This is a genomic window from Corynebacterium casei LMG S-19264 (genome assembly GCF_000550785.1).
In the GTDB taxonomy this organism is placed as follows: Bacteria; Actinomycetota; Actinomycetes; order Mycobacteriales; family Mycobacteriaceae; genus Corynebacterium; species Corynebacterium casei.
In genome coordinates this window covers 2,865,814-2,886,712 of record NZ_CP004350.1, presented here as the reverse complement: position 1 = coordinate 2,886,712, position 20,899 = coordinate 2,865,814, and the positions used below count along the sequence as shown (strand labels likewise).

Genomic DNA, 20,899 nt, shown 5'->3' with positions numbered 1-20,899 from the left:
TGGAGTGTAGGTAAGGACATTAGAGATGATGCAGAAAGGACATTGGGGGCTAATTTTTTTGCGGAGCTTTCGGAGGAGCAATATCCCTGATGCAGCCTTGCGCAGTTCATCGGTGGTGCATCTCGGTACATTTAATGCTGCTTCTGTAGAATCAATACGACGTTCCAGCCCTCGGGCCCTGCGATATTGAGGAGAGACCAACGTGACCAAGTGGTGGCTATCGACTTGCTGCGTTGCTACCGCTCACAGCGTAGCGAAGAGCACTATCTTTATAAGTAGCGCTGGTTTCGCGAGGCACAACAATGGGAAAGGCTCATTCTGGAGGTTCCAATCCAGGGAGGTCGTCGAGTGGAGCTACGATAACGGCACCACCAACTCGAACGCAGGCAAGATAGGAGACTGATTCACGTGCGCATGATCGACAATGTCAATGACCGTCTCGGCGATGACCTCAAGACGGTTCTTGCCAACGGGTCGAAAGTTAAGATCGCGGCGTCCACCTTCTCCATCTTCGCTTTTGAGGCACTGAAGAACGAATTGGAGCGTGTGGACGAGCTGGAGTTCATCTTTACCTCCCCGTCGTTCGTCGCCGAGGACGTGACCGACAAGATTCGCAAGGAGCGCCGGCAGTTCTTTATCCCTGCGGGGAACGCCGAGTCAGCGATTGCTGGGTCAGAGTTTGAGATCCGGTTGCGCAACAAGCTCACCCAAAAGGCTATCGCTCGTGAGTGTGCGGACTGGGTGCGCCGTAAGGCTACTTTCCGCTCTAATGCCACTGGCAACCCTATGCAGTCCTTGGCAGTGGTTGACGATCGAGCGGCCTATTTCCCGATTCAAGGATTTACGACCACTGATTTGGGGTATCAGAAGGGGCCGGCTGTCTCCAACGTCGTTCCGAAGTATGAAGGTACCACTGAGACCAAGCAATTATTGGAACTCTTCGATCAGATTTGGAATAACCCTGACCAGCTTGATGACGTTACGCAGGCCGTGTGTGACCACATCGCCACCGTGTATGCCGAGAACTCCCCGGAGCGAATCTACTTCCTCATTCTTTACAACCTGTTCGCCGACTTCCTAGATGATATTAATGACGACGTTCTCCCCAACGACCGCACCGGCTACGAGGAAACCAAGGTCTGGAAAAGCCTGTATAACTTCCAGCATGACGCTGCGACAGGCATAATTAACAAGCTTGAGACCTATAGTGGCTGTATTTTGGCAGACTCGGTTGGTTTGGGTAAGACATTCACAGCGCTTGCCGTCATTAAGTATTACGAGCTGCGCAACAAATCGGTGCTGGTTTTGTGTCCTAAAAAGCTGGCAGAGAATTGGACGAACTATAACTCTAACTACACCACTAACCTTTTCCGTGAGGATCGTTTTTCCTACGATGTCCTTGCTCATACCGACCTGTCGCGGATTAAGGGTGAGTCTCTTGGCATAGATCTAGCCCGCATCAACTGGGGAAACTATGACTTGGTGGTGATTGATGAATCCCACAACTTCCGTAATGCAGATTATGCCGAGGAGAAGGAGTCTCGTTACCAGCGGCTCATGCGCCAAGTCATCAAGGAGGGCGTGAAGACCAAGGTTCTCATGCTGTCTGCCACCCCTGTGAATAATCGATTCAATGACTTGAAGAACCAACTGCAACTTGCTTACGAAGGCGAGTCGGAAAATCTCTCAAAACACCTGAACATCTCTACTAGCGTGGAGAAGGTCTTTTCCGATGCCCAGCGGGTATTTAACGAATGGTCCAAACTCGACGCCGAACAACGCACCACGAAACAGATCTTGAAGATGCTGGACTTCGACTTTTTCGAACTTCTGGACTCGGTGACTATCGCTCGGTCGCGCAAGCACATCCAGGCCTTCTATGACACCGCTGCCATCGGCGCTTTCCCTGAGCGCCGCACGCCCATCTCCGTGCGTGAACCGCTTACTGATCTTCCAGATGTGCCTGGGTTCAACGACATCTTTGAACAGCTCCAGTCCCTCACATTAGCCGTCTACACCCCGTTGGCCTACGTCTTTCCCTCGAGACGAAGCAAATATGAGGACCTATATGACGTCACCGTAGGTAGCGCCAACTCGAACCTGGGGCAAGCAGGCCGCGAGCAGGGCCTGAAAAAACTCATGACGGTCAACTTGCTCAAACGATTGGAGAGTTCGGTTGAGGCCTTCCGGCTTACCCTGGGTAAAGTCCAAGGCTCCGTCACTCAAACGCTATCCAGAATCAGCACTCATGCTGGAAACATGGCCGATCTTAGCCCGGACTTAACGGGGCAAGATTTTGATTTAGACGACGAAGAAGATGCCAACGTCGAGGCTCTGTCCTTTGGCGAAAAGATTCGCATCGACCTGGCTGACCTTGACATTGAGTCCTGGCAACGGGACCTATGGAACGACCACGAGACACTGCGCGAACTCCTCGTCGAGATGAACAAGGTTACTCCAGACCATGATCTTAAACTCCGAAAGCTCAAGGACATCATCCGTTCTAAGGAACAGCATCCGATCAACCCTGGTAACCGCAAGGTTCTGGTATTTTCTGCCTTTGCTGACACCGCAGACTACCTTTACAAGAACCTCGCCCCGGCACTAGCTACCGCAGGGCTAGAGACGGCCGTGATCACCGGTGGTAACCGCGCGCAGACCACGCTGGGCAAAGGCTACGACTTCCAGCAGATCATGTCGATGTTCTCCCCACGCTCTAAGCAGCGTGACGTGACCATGCCTGGTGAGACCCGTGAACTCGATGTGTTGATTGGCACTGATGTCATCAGTGAGGGCCAAAACCTACAGGACTGTGACTACCTCGTAAATTACGATATCCACTGGAACCCGGTTCGCATTATCCAAAGGTTTGGGCGTATCGACCGTATCGGGTCCACTAATCAGGTCATCCAGCTGGTGAACTTCTGGCCGGACATCTCCCTAGACGAGTACATTAACCTCAAGGAACGCGTAGAGAATCGGATGGTTATCGCCGATATCGCAGGCACCGCTGATGACAATGTGCTTACTCAAGAAGGAACAGATGCTGCCTTCCGTAAGGAACAGCTCCGGAAACTCCAAGACGAAGTTATTGAGCTGGAAGACGTTCGGACCGGTGTCTCTATCACTGACCTCGGCCTCAACGACTTTCGTATGGACTTGCTCGGATATATCAAGCAGTACGGCGATCTTTCTACAGTTCCGAAGGGATTACATGCCGTGGTCCCCGCTGATCCGGACAAGGGTCTAGTGCCCGGCGTGATCTTTGCATTGCGAAATGTTAACGCCGACGATTCTCAGTTGACTGCAAAGAACGGGAACCGTGGTAACCGTCTCCACCCGCACTACCTTGTCTACCTGGATGAGGAAGGCCACGTGATCGCCGACCATACAGAAGCCAAGCATCTGCTTGACTTCCTGCGAACTGGATGCCGTCCCTACGACCAGCCAGTGCCCAGTGCAGTTCGCGTATTTAATGAGTCGACACGAGACGGTGCCGACATGAACCAGTACTCTCAGCTGCTGACGGATGCAATCCATTCGATGATTGAAATCTCCGAGGAGCGCGACATTGACAGCTTGTTTTCTCCGGGTCCCACCTCCGCCCTGACTCAGACCATAGCCGGACTGGATGACTTTGAACTTACAGCGTTCATTGCTGTGGTCGCTGCCGCAGAGGAGGCGAATGCTAGTGACTGATCTGTTGTATCAGTGGCCAAGTGCAGCGTACTTTGGGCGACGGGTTCCGAAGGAGAAATTCTACGAACGTGCCAATGTCAATACGGCTCTGCGGGAAAAATTCGTCGCAGAGATCGATCACGTGATCTGGGCATATGACCTGGCACAGACGTCGATTAACTTAGAGGGCACTGATGAGGTTCCCGACATTGCGGTATTCCAAGTGAAAGCTAAGGGCTCGGACGTTTCCGAAAAGGTGCTCAGCGCCGTTGATAGGTCAATGCCGCGTCCGCTCATCTTCGAGATCAACCGCGCTGTCGCAGGTAAGCGTGAGACACGGATGGTCGCAGCCCACAAACAAATCGGTGCAGGTGCCCCAAAGATCAGTCAGTACTTCAGTACCAGTTGGCAGCATGCTGATACCGAGCGTCAACCGTTACCAACGGCGATTACCTTGCCGGCCCTCTATACTGCTCTGCTTGAACCGCTCACTGAGATCGAAGTTCAAACCGGCGAAAGTATGGCAGTGGTTGCTGACAGGCTAAAGACTGTCGGCAAGCTCGAACGCGAAATCAAGGCACTGGAGCGCAAACTCAACAACGAGAAACAGTTTAACCGTAAAGTTGAACTGCGCCGCACTCTCAAAACAAAACAAGCACAGTTGGAACAGCAAAGGTAAGTCCCATGGAAAAACTACGTATGACATCGCCAGATGTAACTGAAGCGAACATCAACAAGCTTGCCGAGCTGTTCCCGTCCGTCATCACTGAAACTGTCGACGCTGATGGTAACCCGCAGCGTGCAGTCGATTTTGACTTGCTTCGCCAGGAACTTTCCGACCACATCGTCGAGGGTCCACAGGAGCGGTACAGGCTTGACTGGCCTGGAAAACGCGCGGCAGCTTTTGCCGCCAACGCGCCCATTGCCAAGACTCTTCGCCCGGTACGTGAAAAGTCGGTCGACTTCGACACGACCAAAAACCTCTTTATTGAGGGCGACAACCTCGACGCACTCAAACTTCTGCAGGGGTCCTACCTCGGCAAAGTCAAACTCATCTACATCGATCCGCCGTACAACACTGGCCGCGATTTCATCTATGATGACGACTTCGCCGAATCAACCGCTTCGTTTCTTCGCCGTTCAGGCCATACAGATGACGAAGGCGTGCGGATGGTGGCGAATAGTGATACCAACGGTCGCTATCACTCTGACTGGTTGAGCATGATGTACCCACGTCTTAAGCTCGCACGAAATCTTCTGAAAGATGATGGAGCAATCTTCATCTCCATTGACGACCACGAAATCGACAACCTTCGCGAGTTGTGCGATGAAGTCTTCGGCGCACAGAACTTCGTCGCCCAGATCATTTGGCAAAAAGTCTTCTCACCCAAGAATTCAGCGAAGTGGTTCTCTGAAGACCACGATTACATCGTTTGCTACGCGCGTGACAAGTCGCAGTGGGAACCGAATCCACTTCCAAGAACTGCGGAAATGGATGCAAGATACAAAAACCCTGACAACGACCCGAGGGGGCCGTGGGCATCGTCAGATCTAGCAGCGAGAAACCGTTACGATGCTGGTTTATACCCAATTGAGACACCGAGCGGACGAATCATTCCTGGACCGCCACGGGGAAGCTACTGGAGGTTTTCGAAGGATCGTTTTCAGGAACTCGTTAACGAAGGCAGAATCTGGTGGGGCAACGGACCGGACAGCACCCCAAGACTTAAGCGCTACTTGTCTGAGGTCTCCGAAGGACGCACTCCACAGACTTTCTGGTCCTACTCAGAAGTCGGTCACACTCAGGACGCCAAGAAGTCTCTCCTGAAATACGTGCCGTTTGAGTACACGGAGAATGTGCTTAACTCGGTCAAGCCAGTTCAGTTAATCCAGCGCATACTACAACTAGCCACTAACCCGGATAGCAGCGACATTGTTCTTGACTTCTTTAGCGGCAGTGGAACGACTCCGCACGCCGTCATGGTCCAAAATTCTATTGATGGCGGTAGCCGTCGATATATCGGTGTACAGATTCAAGAACCACTGGACAAGCCTGAGTCAGCGTTTGACTCAATCCTCGGAATGAGCCTTGAGCGCCTTAAGAACGTGGCGACGGAACTCTCTGGGGAGTTGAACTCGCCTGATCTCGGGTACCGCCTCGTGAAGATTGACTCCACTAACATGACCAACGTGACCCGAGAGCCAGACGCGACTGATCAGCTCGCTCTTGAAGACCTTGAGCGCAGCGTCAAGCACGACAGAACTAGTGAGGACGTCTTATTTCAGGTCCTGCTCGACTGGGGCCTAGAATTTACAATGCCCATTCAAAAGGAAAATGCCAATGGTTTTGATATCTACAATGTTGAGGAGGGCGCTCTAATGCTGTGCGTCAGATCACGCGAGAATAGCTCTCCTCTCTCTTCAGCAGCCAGCGAGATTGCCGATCGCAAGCCGCTTCGCGTCGTGTTCCTCGACGAGGACTTCGCGGACGATGCGGAACGCATCAACGTCGAGCAGATCTTCCGAGAGAAGTCGCCAACGACCGAAGTCAAGGCGCTGTAGATGCTTACTGTGGTAACAGAGCGCCGTCGCGGTTCCAACAGTCGAACGAATCATTCTGCTCATCGTTCGGTGGTGCAGCATGACTGAGAAGCTGCGTATGGCATCGCCTGACCTGGCAGAGGCGAACATCGACAAGCTGGCTGAGCTATTCCCAACCGTCATCACCGAAGTTCACGATGAGGATGGCAACCTACAGCGTGCAGTCGATTTCGACTCGCTACGCCAAGAACTCTCAGGGTGCATCGTGGAAGGGCCACAAGAGCGATACCGATTGGATTGGCCTGGTAAACGTGCGGCGGCCTTTGCCGCTAATGCGCCGATCGCAAAGACTCTCCGCCCGGTCCGTGAAGAGTCGGTGGACTTTGATGCCACAGAGAACATCTTTATCGAAGGCGATAACCTAGACGCCCTCAAGCTACTCCAAGAATCCTACTTGGGCAAGGTCAAGCTCATCTATATCGATCCGCCATATAACACCGGAAACGACTTTGTTTACAACGATACCTTCGCAAATTCGAGCGCCGATGAGTTGCGCAGATCTGGCCAAACAGACAACGAGGGCGTCCCTCTCGTTGCAAACACTGATTCCAATGGCAGGTTTCATACTTCATGGTTGAACATGATGTATCCACGCCTTCGACTAGCACGAAACTTCTTGACCGATGACGGCGTCCTCGTTGTCTCCATTGATGAGAACGAACACGCAAATCTTATTGAATTGGGTAAAACTGTCTTTGGCGACGCATCCTATGTGGGGGAGATCGTCCTTAAAAACAGCAACAAGAATGACCAATCATTCATCTCTATCCAGCACGAATACATCGTGTTTTTCGTCAAGAACAAACAGGCAAACTCTGGCGAATGGGTCGAGAAGAAGGAGGGCCTGGAGAAGATCTATGCCACCTTCAACCGGTTCAGAAAGGAACACGGTGACGACTGGGCGGCAATCAACAGGGCGGCCAAGACATGGTACAAGACATTCCCTCCAAATGATCCTGTGTTCGCGAGTAAGCATTACGACAACATGGATGCTCGTGGCATCTATTTTGGGAGCGATATTTCCGGTCCGAACGACGGCCAATATGTCTATGACGTGTTGCACCCAATTACGGGTAAACCATGTAAGCGTCCATCGCGTGGTTGGGTGTTCCCTGAAGCTTCTATGAAGGAGCAGATCCTCAATAATAGGGTCCATTTCGGGTTGGATCACACTACGGTACCCAAGATCAAGACCTATTTGAAGGACACGGAGTATCAGAGTCTCACAAGCATCCGGTTCGTTGATGGGCGTGCGGCATCGAAGAGGCTTGCGAAGCTGTTTGGCGAAAAGGTGTTTACGAACCCAAAGGACGAGTTTCTGCTGCGTGACATTTTTAGGGCCGTGGGCGTAGGGGGTGAAGACATCGTCCTCGATATGTTTGCGGGTTCTGGATCTGCAATGCATGCAGTCCTTGAACGAAACCGAAGCGAAGCGTCTTCCTCGTGTCGATACATTGGTATCCAGATTGCGGAGGACTTGCACGAGTCGCTCAAAACGGCAAAGGGCGCAGCGCGAAAGATTACTTCCAATGCTATTGATCTCCTCACCGAGCTTGGTCGTCCTGCTACTGTCGCAGAGATCACGAAGCAACGGATGAGGATCGTAAACAAACAGCTCGACGGTGATCTGCTGGTTGACAGTGGCTTTCGTGTCCTAAAAGTTGATACTTCGAACCTAGTAGACGTGTGGACAGCTCCTGACAACATCGCACAAGACATACTCACGGAGTCGATCACAAGCCTGAAAAAAGACCGAACGGCGAAAGACCTTTTGTTCCAAGTCCTCCTAGACTGGGGGCTAGAGCTGTCGTCATCGATCATTCGGGAGACCGTAGACAATCGTGAGGTGTATGCCGTTGACGATGACGCTTTGATTGCATGCTTCGCGGAGTCTGTATCTCCGGAAGTTGTCCGAGCTATCGCCGAACGTAGCCCGCTGCGTGCCGTCTTCCGTGATGACGCATTCGAGACCGACGCGACTCGCATCAATACAGAGCAGATTTTCCGTGAAGTGTCTCCGTCCACCGAAGTACGAACGATCTGAGAAATGCCTTGACCTTGACGAACGATGAACTCACCGAAGTTCTGAACAGGCTACTTGCTGGTTGGGAGAACGAAGTTATCGAGTTTAAGGAGGCCGCGCGTCAGTTCTCCGTGGACAAGACCGGTGAGTACGTCTCGGCACTGAGCAATGAGGCAAACCTTCGTGGCGCCGGCGTAGGGTGGCTTGTATTCGGCGTTTCGAACGATCACAAGATCGTGGGCACAGCCCATCTCATCGATAGTCAGCAGCGGCAACCACTCAAACAGCACATTCATCAATCGATTGATCAGGGAGTCACGATCCGTGAGGCTTATGAGGTCACCATCAACGAAAAACGGGTGGTGCTGCTGGAGGTGCCTGCCGCACCACAAGGGATTCCGATCTCGTGGAAGGGCGACTACCGCGCCCGCGCTGGAGAGAGCCTCGTACCACTCTCGCTCGTTAAGCTGGACGAGATCAGACAGCAGACCATCGGCGCCGATTGGACCGCCGTCGTAGTTCCTGAAGCAACTCTCGCCCATCTCGATTCCGCCGCGATCGCTTGCGCGCGTCAAGGCTTTGCGGAGCGCTACGCGCCGCGTCTCCGCGCCTCCGATATTGCAGCATGGGATGATGCGATGTTTCTTTCTAAAGCGAGGTTAACTCGTGACGGCATGATTACAAGGGCTGCACTTCTACTTCTCGGTGCCGACACTTCCACGCACCTTCTGTCGCCACATCCAGCTCAGTTGACCTGGAAGCTAGTAGGGGAGCAGCAAGCTTATGAGCACTTCCGGCTACCGTTCCTCAGTTGCTCGACGAGAATCAACGGCGTTCGAAGGTGACGAACTTGCTGACGCGTATGCGCAAAGAGGGAACAATCCATAACACTGGGACGCAACAGAAGCCGCGATGGAAACTTGTTTAATGACTCGCCGCAACAACCTCATTAAAGCAAGATTTAAACAAGCAATTTGGCTAAATTCTGCGATAAACTGCAGAATTACTTGTTTACAGCATGTTTTGTGAAGCCGGACATTGCAGAAAGAAAAGAATTCAATGAAGCTCCAGTTCAAAGTACAGCGATACCAGACCGATGCTGTCGAAGCCGTTGTTGAGGCCTTCGCAGGCCAGCCTAAACACGACGGCATTTCCTACCGGATTGATCCAGGGCGCATAAACCCCGTGATGGCACCTTCCTTGTTTGAGGAGGAAGAGCGTCCGGACGCCGGTCTCCGCAACGCAGAGATTGCCTTGTCGGGTTCCCAAATATTGGGCAACGTACGGGCTGTGCAGCGGTCTAAGAACCTGCCGCTGTCGGGAAAGCTTGTTGATAGTAAGGCAGCTCCTGGAGCTCCAAACCTTGACATCGAGATGGAGACTGGTACTGGCAAGACATATGTCTACATTAAAACGATAATGGAGTTGTACAAGCGGTATGGCTGGTCAAAGTACATCGTTGTTGTACCTTCTGTTGCGATTCGTGAGGGTGTGAAGAAGACGTTCGACGTTACTGCTGAACACTTCCAGCAGCTCTACGGCACCAAGCCGCGCTCGTTCATCTATAATTCCTCCCAGCTACACGAGCTGGAGCGCTTTAGTTCTGACTCCGGAGTGCAGGTGATGATAATCAACATTCAGGCATTCAATGCGACGGGCAAAGACAACCGCCGTATCTACGACGAACTCGACGACTTTCAGTCCCGTCGGCCCATCGACGTGATTAGTGCCAACCGGCCGATTGTTATCATCGACGAACCACAGAAGATCGGCGCGCCTAAGTCCTTGGCGGCTTTGGCGCGATTCAACGCGCTGATGATGCTGCGGTACTCCGCAACTCACAAGGTCGAGCACACTAAGGTACATCGTCTTGACGCGCTGGATGCGTACAACCAAAAGCTGGTCAAACAGATTGCCGTCCGGGGCATCACTGTCAAAGGATTGGCGGGGTCCACGGCATACCTCTACCTGGAGGCAGTTGAGATTGCGAAAGGTGCGCTACCATGTGCACGGGTCGAGATCGAGGTCCAGACCAAAACGGCGATCAAACGTCAGGTCAAGCGGGTGGAAAAGGGGACGAATCTCTACGATCTGTCTAACAGGCTAGAAGCCTACCGCCCCGATGGCAAATCTTTGGTTGTGGTCGACATCGATGCGAACCGTGACGTGATTGAGCTGAGCAACGGTGACATCGTGTTTGCCGGCCAGCTTGCAGACCGTGACGTCACGGAGGACACCAAGCGCCGCATTCAGATCCGAGAGGTCATTCGTGCTCATCTGGACAAGGAGCGTGAACTGTTTAGTCAGAGCATTAAGGTGCTTTCCTTGTTCTTCATCGACGAGGTAGCGAAGTACCGCGACTACTCTCGAGAAGACACGCTAGGCGAGTATGCACGAATGTTCGAGGAAGAGTACACGTTAATTCGCGATGAGGTCCTTGGAGAGTTGCCTATTGACGAGTCGACCGCTGCATACCAGACTTACCTGCGTCGTGACGAGATTAGGGAAGTTCATCAGGGTTACTTTTCCATCGACAAGAAGTCCAAACAGCAGGTCGATGGCAAGATTTCTGGGCGTGGGGATGACAAAGGTCAATCCAGGGACGCTGATGCTTACGAGCTGATTCTCAAGGACAAAGAACGACTGCTCTCCTTCAATGAGCCTGTGCGGTTCATCTTCTCCCATTCAGCGCTGCGTGAGGGGTGGGACAACCCGAATGTGTTTGTCATGGGGATGCTAAAGAAGAGTGACAACACTGTGTCTCGGCGACAAGAGATCGGCCGCGGTCTACGCTTAGCTGTTGACCAGCGTGGTGAGCGTATGGATGAGGCAACAATCGGTGCTCGGGTCCATGACATCAACGAACTTACTGTCGTGACCGACGAGTCCTACACTGATTTCGTCGATGGACTCCAGAAGGAACTGTCGGAGTCCCTGGCTGCTCGCCCGCACAAGGCAAGCGTCGATTTTTTCAAGGGCAAGACGATCCAGACGACCGCAGGCGAGTCTATCGTGGAGGAACATTTGGCTCGATCCCTTTATAATTACTTGGCGCGCAATGATTACATCGACGATGACGGCTACGTCACATCAACATACAAGGAAGCTAAAACAGAAGGGAAACTCGCAGTTCCTTCTTCTGAGGTGTTGTTACCGGTGGTGGACTTCATCTGGCCGCTGGTCGACTCGTTGTACATCGATGTGCCCAAGCCGACAGACGACCGTAAGCCCAAGAAGATTACGCTCAACGAGGCTAATTTTGCGCGCAAGGAGTTCCAGAGTCTATGGGGTCGGATCAATCATAAGGCGATTTACCAAGTCGATTTCGACTCTGACGAATTGATCCGCAAAGCTGTTGACCACCTGGATAAGCACCTCAACGTTGCGTCCATGCAGTATGTCATCCGGGCTGGCAAGCAACGCAGTGAGCTCGAGGCTGATCACCTATCGAAGGGGTCGGGGTTTGCAGTGTCTACCACTGAAACCGTAACCGAGACAGTGACATCTGGCTCGCAGGTGAAGTACGATCTATTGGGTGAAATTGCCGGAAAAACGAAGCTGACCCGCCGTACGGTCGCTGCTATTCTCAAGGGCATTCGGCCGGATACATTCGGGAAGTTTAGATTGAATCCTGAGCAGTTCATCACTGAAGCTTCGCGGCTGGTCAATGAGCAAAAGGCGACGGTCATCGTGGAACACCTCGCTTACGACGCTCTGGACGAGACCTTCGACTCTGCGATCTTTACTGCGAACCAGACGAAGCAAGATCTTACCCATGCTGGTGGCAAGCTCACGAAGCACATCTACGACTACGCCGTGACTGATTCCAAAATCGAGCGTGCATTCATCAACGAGCTAGACACCAGTACGGAGGTTGCCGTGTATGCGAAGCTGCCACGCGGGTTCTTCATCCCGACGCCAGTTGGTGACTATAACCCAGATTGGGCGATTGCTTTCAAGGAGGGCAGCGTTAAACATGTGTACTTCGTTGCAGAAACCAAGGGATCCCTTTCAACTCTCCAATTGAAAGGAGTCGAGGAAGCAAAGATCGAATGTGCCCGCAAATTCTTCGCTTCGCTCAACAAGAAGAGCAGTGATGATGTCACGTACGACGTCATCACCGACTACACCGAACTTATGCAACTCGTGGGAGCATGATGGCCAACATCGGGCTCGACCCCAAACTGTCCACTTTTGGGGTCGGGCCCTACCTCCTGCAATGTAATACTTAACGCAGATTCCTCTTCGTTGATCTGCGCAGCTCAGGCTATTTTGAATTGGCCTTCCGGTGGTTGAGGAAATGCGCGACGGCGCGGCGACCGAAGAGCAGCAGCGCTGACATGGTGATGGCGACGATGAGGAAGCTGTAGTGAGGCAGTGATGCGTTTACTAGCGCCCAGAAGATCATGCCGAAGATAATCGCAGACGCCCAAACAACTAAGCCCTGTGCCCAGATGTTGGTGGTCTTAAACAGCCACCTCAAAATTGCCCAGCCGATGACAGCGCCGAGTGCCCAGGGCCAGAAGGCATCAAAGATGCCGCCCAAGGTGACGGGAGGATGTGCGAAGCGTGCCAGGACGGCGAAGACGGCGATGGCAATGATGTCATATATTAGCTGCTTGGTCATTGTGTTTCTTTCTCTTGATTAGGCATGCTCAGCGAGGACAGTGTGAGTCCCTTGCGGGCATAGTGCCAGAAGTAAATTACCCAGCCGATGGCGGTCATCAGGGCAAACGAAATTAGGCGGTAAATAATTGCAGCGCCGGTCGCGTCCACCGCGGTCATGCCGGTAGCCACCAGCGTTGCGATGATCGCTGCTTCCACAGTGCCAAGTCCGGCCGGGGTGATCTGTGCCGAGCCGGCGAGCTTCGCGGTGATGTAGGCGAGTGCCACGCCAGCAAGTGTTGTTCCATTTTCGCCGGCGTTAATCCACGGAATGGATCCGCTGACCGCCCACACGCAGGCCCATAAGGCGGCCATGTCGAAGATGCGGTGGCCAAAGGACAGCGCTGAAACGGATAAGAACTGGTAGCGCGAAAGGTGCACTTCCATGAGGTTGCGCACCTGCTCAACCAGGCCGTCGCGAATCTTTCCTTTGACCAGCTTCTGTCGCTTGAGCCAGCGCTCTACCTTGCGCGGATTGTTGGTAATCCAGAACAATCCCGCCAGCAGCAAGACCATGAGCACGAGCGAGGAAATCAACGCACTTAGTGCGATTGATGCGCGTAGCAGCATCACGCCGGACAGTCCGATGAGTACAAGCCAGATGGTGGAAATCGCAGAGGAGACCACGAAGAACCAGGCACACAGAGCGATGGTTGCGCCCCAGGCGCGCTGCACGTGGAACGTCAACAGCGCGGAGAACGCCGGCCCTGCTGGCAGGGTAGTGGACCACGCATTGGAAGCAAAGGAGATTGCCGTTGCTTCTTTCAGCGACACCGGAACTCCGCCGGCGATGATGAGCTGTTGCATGACACCGCTCATGGTCACCAGCGACGCCACGGATGCAAGTATTACAACGACAACAGCGAATGCATTAGCGTCCTTCAGGCGGCGGAAGCCCTCGCTAAGGAAGTCCAGCTCATCACGAAAGACCCACACCAGCACAAAAAGCACTAGAAGTGAGGCTCCCCAGCGCAGCCAGCGCATGCCTGATTGCATATTCATCTATGCGTTGTCGTCCTCTGCTCGTGGCAATTCGCGATGCTCAGGTCCACGGTTGATAGAACGGCGCTCCCGCGCCAAACGCTCCATCAGCTCATTAAATGGCACCAGTGATTCGTCCTCATCAATCGTACGTCCTGAACGGCCCGGACCGTCTTCGCTTTCTTCACCCATGTGGTCTTCTTCGAAGCGCTCGCTGTTGTCTTCGTACTCTTCCCACTCAGCGGCATCCTCGTAAGAATCGAAGAACTCTTCATCCCTAGATTCTTGCGCCACAGATGGCTGTTGCTCAGCGTGTGGCTCTGGCTGTGCTTGTGGCTTGGGCTGTGCAGCGGTTGCGGTTGCGCCAGCGGCAACAGCACCCTCAGTATCGGGTGCTGGGAAAGAGGATTTAGGTGCAGCAGGCTCGAGCTGTGGCTCAGAGCCGTGGCCGAGTTTCTCGTAGGCCTTGTGGATGAACTTCGGTGCCCACCAGTTATCCTCGCGCAGCAGATGCATGACGGCTGGAACCAGCAGCATGCGCACGATGGTGGCGTCAATGAACAGTGCGAAGATCATGCCGAAGGCGATGTACTTCATCATCACGATGTCGGAGAAGCCGAAGGCAGCGGCAACCACAATCATGATCAGCGCTGCGGCGGTAATGATGCCGCCGGTGTGCGCGGTGCCGTAATTAATGGCCTCATCCGTCGAGGCGCCTTGCTTGCGGGCTTCGACCATGCGCGAGACCAAGAAGACCTCATAGTCGGTCGATAGGCCGTAGATGATCGCGATGATGAGAACCAGAATCGGGCTCATCAGCGGGCCAGGCGAGAAGCTGAGCAAGCCAGCGCCGACACCGGAGACAAACATCGCGGTCAAAATGCCCAAGGTCGCGCCGACGGTCAGGATAGTCATCAAGATGGCCTTCATCGGCAAAACCACCGAGCCGAAGACCAGCGCCATCAAAATGAAGGTGGCAACCAGGATGTAGAGAACCATCCACGGCAGCTTGTCAAAGAGCGCGTCGAGGGATTCGACCTCCATGGCAGGTGTACCGCCGACGTAAAGGTTCACACCCTCTGGTGCGTTGAGGTTTTCCAGTTCATGGACAATATCTGCGTAATCATCGCGGTCTTCAATGCCGGCGGAGAGCACCGTGGTGCCATCGACAGTCGCCGAGGATGGTGCCATCGGAGCAGTTAGGCCGTCGAGTTCGCGGACCTGCATGATGACATCGACAAGCTGCTCATTCGAGGCGTTCTCCACCACCAGCTTGACTGGCTCCGTGCGGAAGCTTGGGAACTCCTCATTGAACTTGTCCTGCGCCACGCGGGTTTCCTGCGTCGGCGGCAGGTAAGTCTCATTGATACCGCCGAAGGAGATGTTCACAATCGGAATGGTCAGCGCGATGAGTAAGCCACAGATAGCAACCGTCATCAGCTTCGCGCGCTTCATCGCCCACTTTGGCAGGCGGTACCACCAGGTATCTTCCAACTGGCGTGCGGTGCGCTTGGTGCGGCGAATAGACCACTTGTCGATGTTGTGCCCCAGCAAACCAAACAGCGCCGGCAGCAGGGTGACAGACAGCAGCGCCGCTAGTCCGACGGCTGAAATGGAACCGTAGGCAACCGATTTGAGGAAGGCCTGCGGGAAGATGAACAACCCGGATAGGGCAACCGCGACCATGGCCGCGGAGAAGACCACTGTCTGCCCGGCGGTGGCGGTGGTGACAGCAACCGCGTCTTTGACCTCCCGGCCTTTGTCCAGCTCCTCACGGAAACGCGAGACCATGAACAGGCCATAGTCAATGGCCAGGCCCAAGCCCAGCAGCGTAACCACTGCCTGCGCGAAGACGTTGACCTGCAGGAAACCTGCCAGAATGCCGAGGATGCCGATGGAACCCAAGATGGAGAGACCGCCGACGACCAAGGGCATAAACGCTGCGACGACAGAGCCGAAGACCACCAGCAGCAACAAGCCAACCAGCGGCAGCGCAGCGCGTTCTGCACGCGCGATGTCATCGGCCATGCCGGCATCGAGTGCATCCGCGACGGCGGTCGCGCCGGCGACCTCAACGTCGAGCTCAGTATCTGTCAGCGCATCTTGGATGATACGGAAGTCTTTGAGAGTCTGCTCTTCATCACCGGCCAGCCCAATAGCCACGAATGCGAGGTTGCCCTCCTCATTGAGCAAGTTCGGGTTCTGAGTATCAAAGTAGCTGTTGACCTGTGCAATCTGATCCGGGTAGGAGCTCTTGAGGTTGTCTACATACTCGCGGCCTTCCTCAAGATTGTCTTGAGGATTGTTGACCATGACGATGACATCGCCGGAGTTATCACGCCCGAAGACCTCATTTTCAATCTTCGCAGCCTGCGTGGATGCAGAGTTCGGGTCATCCCAACCCTCCTGGCTCATCTTGTTGCCCAGCTGGGTTCCAAAAACTCCGAAGAGGAACAAGATGACGCCGATGAGCACAAAAGGAATGAGTTTGCGGTAGGCGTAAGAAAAGCGGCCCCATTTCAAAAACACGTCTGAGTATCTCCTAGTGCTCTAACAAGGCGGACAAAGAACGGAATGGCTGCAACCATGCACCTTCCGGCGGCAGAGCGTCCAGGCTCACGCGTGGCAGTGGATCCCTAAACACACCCGGGATGTCTTCTAGGTCCACAAATTCCAGGGACTCGGAAGCAATTGCCCAGGAGACATGCTCATGGAAACCCAGGACGGTGACGGGGATGCCCTCGCCGGCGAGCTCTTCTAGTAGCGGCTGGAAATTCTGGCCATCGGCAGATGCCACGATAAGCCCCGCGAGGTCATCGCGGTTGTCGAGGATGTACTCGATCATGTCCGGATCGACATCAGAATCTTCATCTGTCTTCGGCTTGGCAAAGACAGAGAAACCGACGTTTCGGATGGCTTCTACCCACGGGCGGATGACATCCGCGCCGCCGGGAGTGACATTAGTAAACACGGAAGCCTGCGGTTCAGCGCCGAAGTCCTGGGCGTTGAGAACCACCCAGCGACCAATCGCGTCAAAGCGTGGGCGGTAAGCAGCCGTTGGGCGTCCACCCAAAATTGCGCCGAGGCCCATGTCCATATTGGGCGCGTCCCAGATAAGTGCGTATTTGCTGCTCATTATTTCTTTTCCCACAGGTATTCAGTAATAACGTGGTCTTTGTCCAGACCCTTGCCTTCAAACTTCGTAATAACCTGACGGTCTGTTAGCTGCGGGCACCCATCCCACGGCCAGCCCTTGTATTCCAAGGAAGGCTCGACCTCAACGAGTTCGTTGATCCACTCGGCATAGTCGGCGTGGTCTGTTGCAACGTGCAGCACGCCGCCCTTCTTTAGACGCGACGCGAACAGGTTCAGCGTGCCGGACTGGATGATGCGGCGTTTATTGTGGCGCGCCTTCGGCCACGGATCCGGGAAGAATACACGGATGCCATCGAGGGATTCTGGTTCAAACATGCGAACCATTACTTCCACGCCGTCACCGCGAACCATACGGATATTATCCAGACCATTGCGGACTGCCTGGCCCATCAGCTTGGCCAGACCTGGCTTGTACAGCTCGACCGCGATGATGTTGGTGTCTGCTTCCAGCGGCGCCATTGCAGCAGTGGAAGTGCCAGTGCCGGAACCAATCTCCACGATGGTCGTGTGCCCTGCGCGGCCGAACCAGGCATCGACGTCAATCAATTCATCGCCAAGCTCTTTGCCCATCTGGGGCCAATTCTCATTGAACATGGCCTCCTGGTTGTCTGTCAGCGTGCCACGGCGGAAGGTGACATTGCCCAGACGCGGATAGTCCAGATCATTATTGAACGCTTCATTGAAGTTAGTTTGCGGGGGGCGGCCAGAAATGTTTTCAGTATTATTCATGATTTTTCTTTTAAGTATTTGGATAGAAAGAGCAGCAATAAGGCCAATAAGAACAAGATGTGACAGGAGTTGATTCCTGTTATCTCACACTATTGTCCATGGTCTTTGCGGTATAGGCAAAGATTGACGCCCGAAAGTGCACAAAAACACCCGGAATAATGCAGGTGGATATAACCAGTTAAGTCCCGGGGGTGGTGGTATGGAAATGGATTTGGCAGCTACCTTTCCTTGTCCTCCCCCGTTATGGGGTGTCAAACCCAACCTTTATCTGTGGTTTACGTCCTGTTCTGCCTGTAAATCTTGTGGTAGGTTCGGTGGATATAACCAGTGTGGTGTAAATCCAATCCAATTTCTTCACTCTGACAGTTAGGCTGGTGCTTGAGACTAACTCAGAGAAGATCCTTCCCAAATTATCGCAGGAGATTTAGTAGATGACCACAGCTATTCAAGGCCTCGTTGGCGAAGCGCCAACCAAGAACGAAGAGCTCATTAAGTGGATTAATGAAAACGTGGAGCTTTTCCAGCCAGACCAGGTGGTCTTTATCGACGGTTCACAGGAAGAGGCTGACCGCCTCGCAGGTGAGCTGGTGGAAAAGGGCACCCTGATCAAGCTGAATGAGGAAAAGCGTCCTAATTCTTACTTGGCACGCTCAAACCCTTCGGATGTTGCGCGTGTAGAGTCCCGTACCTTTATCTGTGCTGAAAGCCAGGAAGATGCTGGCCCAACCAACAACTGGGTACCGCCAGCAGCAATGAAGGAAGAAATGACGGAGGAGTTCCGCGGTTCTATGCGCGGACGCACCATGTACGTCGTTCCTTTCTGCATGGGCCCAATCAGCGACCCAGATCCAAAGCTGGGCGTGCAGCTGACTGACTCCGCTTATGTCGTTTTGTCCATGCGCGTGATGACCCGCATGGGCCAGGAAGCACTGGACAAGGTCGGTGAGCACGGTGATTTCGTGCACGCACTGCACTCCGTAGGTGCGCCACTGGAGCCAGGCCAGGAAGATGTTCCATGGCCTTGCAATGACACCAAGTACATCACCCACTTCCCAGACACCAAGGAAATTTGGTCCTACGGTTCGGGCTACGGCGGAAACGCCATCCTGGCTAAGAAGTGCTACGCGCTGCGTATCGCATCTGTCATGGCGAAGGAAGAAGGCTGGATGGCTGAGCACATGCTCATCCTGAAGCTGGTTTCCCCAGAGGGCAAGGCATACCACATCGCTGCGGCATTCCCATCTGCGTGTGGCAAGACCAACCTCGCAATGATCACCCCAACCCTGGAGGGCTGGACCGCTGAGGCTGTCGGTGATGACATCGCTTGGCTGCACCTGCGCGAAGACGGCCTTTACGCTGTCAACCCAGAAAACGGCTTCTTCGGCGTTGCCCCTGGTACTAACTACGCATCCAACCCAATTGCGATGAAGACCATGGAGCCAGGCAACACCATCTTCACCAACGTTGCGCTGACTGATGACGGCGATATTTGGTGGGAAGGCATGGACGGCGACGCACCTGAGCACCTCATTGACTGGCTCGGTGAAGACTGGACTCCAAATTCCGCTACTCCTGCAGCGCACCCGAACTCCCGTTACTGCACCCCGATTGCACAGTGCCCAACTGCTGCACCGGAGTTTGATGACTGGAAGGGCGTCAAGCTGGACGCCATCTTGTTCGGCGGCCGTCGCGCAAGCACCGTCCCACTGGTCACCCAGTCCTTCGACTGGAACCACGGCACCATGATCGGCTCCCTGCTGGCATCCGGTCAGACCGCAGCTTCTGCCGAGGCTAAGGTTGGTTCCTTGCGCCACGACCCAATGGCAATGCTGCCATTCATCGGCTACAACGCTGGTGACTACCTGCAGAACTGGATCGACATGGGCAACAAGGGCGGCGACTTGCTGCCTAAGATCTTCCTGGTTAACTGGTTCCGTCGTGGCGAAGATGGCCGCTTCCTGTGGCCTGGTTTCGGTGAGAACTCCCGTGCACTCAAGTGGATCATTGACCGCGTTGAGGGCAATGTTGGCGCTGAAGAAACCGTTATCGGTAACACCGCCCGCGCGGAAGACCTGGACCTGACCGGTCTGGACACCCCGCTGGAAGACATCAAGGAAGCACTGTCAGTGGATCCTTATGAGTGGGGTGCTGACTTGGAAGACAACCTTGAGTACCTGCGCTTCCTCGGCCCACGCGTGCCACAGGAAGTTCATGATCAGCTGGATGCACTCAAGACCCGCATCGAGTCTGCTTAAATAACTCCTAAGAGTTTTCAGCCCGTCAGCCTTTATTGGTTGGCGGGCTGTTTGCGTAGCACCAGCACCAGGTTGGAGGTTAAAAACTCGCGCAGGATAGGCACGCGCACAATCCACCAGGCCCAGGATGGGTGATAGCGCGGGAACACAAGCAGTACATCTTTGCCGCGTGCATAGTCCAGCCCTTGTTTCGCGGAGACCGCAAACAGGGACGTGCCCCAAACATTCTTCGGCGGATGCCCATGGGTTTTCTCATATCGTCGGCGCGCGAACTCTCCGCCGACATAGTGCTGCCAAAGCCCGGTTTCATGCCCGCCGAAAGGCCCCAGCCACACGGTATAGCTCACTACGGCAAGACCACCAGGGCGGGTGACACGCAGCATTTCATCAGCCATCGCCCATGGCTTGTCGATGTGCTCTGCCACGTTGCTGGAATAGACCACCTCAAAGGTGTCATCGGCAAAAGGCAGGGCAGTGCCATCCCCGCGTACGGCATTGGCAATGGAAATCCCTGCAGCAGTCATCTCCCCGGCATCGGGTTCGACCCCGAAATATTGCGCGCCACGCGCTTCAAACTCGGTGGCGAAATAGCCCGGCCCGCCGCCGACATCCAACACCTTTGCCCCCTGGAGGGTGAGCCCGGCGTCGCGGGAGAGGGAATCGATAAGCAAAGCGGTGTCTTTAGCCAGTCCCCCGTAGAAGATAACCGGGCGGGTTTGCTCAAAGCGGAAAGAACGCAAAAGCTGCCATGCGCGCGAAAACGTAGCCAAAGCCCGGGTGTGTTTCATGGACTTTAGGCTATACCCGCTAG

At 54.2% G+C, this 20,899-nt stretch carries 13 protein-coding genes; 7 read left to right on the top strand and 6 right to left on the bottom strand.

What is annotated here, in order from left to right; translation table 11 throughout:
• Nucleotides 1–408: 408 nt before the first annotated feature.
• From CCASEI_RS13130 to CCASEI_RS13105, 6 genes are all read left to right on the top strand, one after another.
• Nucleotides 409–3,699, top strand: a complete 3,291-nt coding sequence (locus CCASEI_RS13130) for a helicase-related protein (protein WP_025388236.1) — start codon at nt 409–411, stop codon at nt 3,697–3,699.
• Nucleotides 3,692–4,357, top strand: coding sequence for a DUF4391 domain-containing protein (locus CCASEI_RS13125; RefSeq protein ID WP_025388235.1), 666 nt, complete (start codon nt 3,692–3,694; stop codon nt 4,355–4,357). The genes CCASEI_RS13130 and CCASEI_RS13125 overlap by 8 nt, the downstream gene beginning before the upstream one ends.
• 5 nt (nt 4,358–4,362) lie before the next feature.
• A complete protein-coding gene (locus CCASEI_RS13120) occupies nt 4,363–6,240 on the top strand; it encodes a site-specific DNA-methyltransferase (protein WP_025388234.1) in 1,878 nt (625 codons plus the stop codon).
• A gap of 79 nt (nt 6,241–6,319) precedes the next feature.
• Nucleotides 6,320–8,323 (top strand): site-specific DNA-methyltransferase, encoded by a 2,004-nt coding sequence (locus tag CCASEI_RS13115; protein ID WP_025388233.1) that lies wholly within the window; start codon nt 6,320–6,322, stop codon nt 8,321–8,323.
• 14 nt (nt 8,324–8,337) lie between these two features.
• Entirely contained in the window at nt 8,338–9,147 is an 810-nt protein-coding gene (locus CCASEI_RS13110) for an AlbA family DNA-binding domain-containing protein (RefSeq protein WP_025388232.1), read from the top strand.
• A 214-nt stretch (nt 9,148–9,361) separates the two neighbouring features.
• Nucleotides 9,362–12,460 (top strand): type III restriction-modification system endonuclease, encoded by a 3,099-nt coding sequence (locus CCASEI_RS13105; RefSeq protein ID WP_025388231.1) that lies wholly within the window; start codon nt 9,362–9,364, stop codon nt 12,458–12,460.
• 109 nt (nt 12,461–12,569) lie between these two features.
• Here CCASEI_RS13105 and CCASEI_RS13100 read toward each other — a convergent pair whose 3' ends face one another.
• Genes CCASEI_RS13100 through trmB form a run of 5 tightly spaced genes read right to left on the bottom strand, consistent with a single transcriptional unit; the run spans nt 12,570 to nt 17,833 of the window.
• A complete protein-coding gene (locus CCASEI_RS13100) occupies nt 12,570–12,929 on the bottom strand; it encodes a DUF3054 domain-containing protein (RefSeq protein ID WP_025388230.1) in 360 nt (119 codons plus the stop codon).
• Entirely contained in the window at nt 12,926–13,969 is a 1,044-nt protein-coding gene (locus tag CCASEI_RS13095) for a lysylphosphatidylglycerol synthase transmembrane domain-containing protein (RefSeq protein WP_006822551.1), read from the bottom strand. Before CCASEI_RS13095 ends, CCASEI_RS13100 begins: the two co-directional genes overlap by 4 nt.
• Complete coding sequence (locus tag CCASEI_RS13090; protein ID WP_025388228.1) at nt 13,970–16,477, bottom strand: MMPL family transporter; 2,508 nt, start codon at nt 16,475–16,477, stop codon at nt 13,970–13,972.
• 13 nt (nt 16,478–16,490) lie between these two features.
• Nucleotides 16,491–17,084 (bottom strand): NYN domain-containing protein, encoded by a 594-nt coding sequence (locus CCASEI_RS13085; RefSeq protein WP_006822553.1) that lies wholly within the window; start codon nt 17,082–17,084, stop codon nt 16,491–16,493.
• Nucleotides 17,084–17,833 (bottom strand): tRNA (guanosine(46)-N7)-methyltransferase TrmB, encoded by a 750-nt coding sequence (gene trmB / locus CCASEI_RS13080; RefSeq protein WP_006822554.1) that lies wholly within the window; start codon nt 17,831–17,833, stop codon nt 17,084–17,086. The genes CCASEI_RS13085 and trmB overlap by 1 nt, the downstream gene beginning before the upstream one ends.
• A 431-nt stretch (nt 17,834–18,264) precedes the next feature.
• On the opposite strand from trmB, the gene CCASEI_RS13075 reads away from it, so the two are divergent.
• A complete protein-coding gene (locus CCASEI_RS13075; RefSeq protein ID WP_025388227.1) occupies nt 18,265–20,088 on the top strand; it encodes a phosphoenolpyruvate carboxykinase (GTP) in 1,824 nt (607 codons plus the stop codon).
• Between the two features lie 32 nt (nt 20,089–20,120).
• Here CCASEI_RS13075 and CCASEI_RS13070 read toward each other — a convergent pair whose 3' ends face one another.
• Entirely contained in the window at nt 20,121–20,876 is a 756-nt protein-coding gene (locus tag CCASEI_RS13070) for a class I SAM-dependent methyltransferase (protein ID WP_025388226.1), read from the bottom strand.
• Nucleotides 20,877–20,899: the final 23 nt, after the last annotated feature.

Excerpts from the sequence above, each read along its gene's own strand:
- CCASEI_RS13120 (WP_025388234.1), top strand. The coding sequence starts at position 4,363 with ATGGAAAAACTACGTATGACATCGCCAGATGTAACTGAAGCGAACATC.
- CCASEI_RS13115 (WP_025388233.1), top strand. The coding sequence starts at position 6,320 with ATGACTGAGAAGCTGCGTATGGCATCGCCTGACCTGGCAGAGGCGAAC.
- CCASEI_RS13105 (WP_025388231.1), top strand. The coding sequence starts at position 9,362 with ATGAAGCTCCAGTTCAAAGTACAGCGATACCAGACCGATGCTGTCGAA.
- CCASEI_RS13100 (WP_025388230.1), bottom strand. The coding sequence starts at position 12,929 with ATGACCAAGCAGCTAATATATGACATCATTGCCATCGCCGTCTTCGCC.
- CCASEI_RS13095 (WP_006822551.1), bottom strand. The coding sequence starts at position 13,969 with ATGAATATGCAATCAGGCATGCGCTGGCTGCGCTGGGGAGCCTCACTT.
- CCASEI_RS13085 (WP_006822553.1), bottom strand. The coding sequence starts at position 17,084 with ATGAGCAGCAAATACGCACTTATCTGGGACGCGCCCAATATGGACATG.
- trmB (WP_006822554.1), bottom strand. The coding sequence starts at position 17,833 with ATGAATAATACTGAAAACATTTCTGGCCGCCCCCCGCAAACTAACTTC.
- CCASEI_RS13075 (WP_025388227.1), top strand. The coding sequence starts at position 18,265 with ATGACCACAGCTATTCAAGGCCTCGTTGGCGAAGCGCCAACCAAGAAC.
- CCASEI_RS13070 (WP_025388226.1), bottom strand. The coding sequence starts at position 20,876 with ATGAAACACACCCGGGCTTTGGCTACGTTTTCGCGCGCATGGCAGCTT.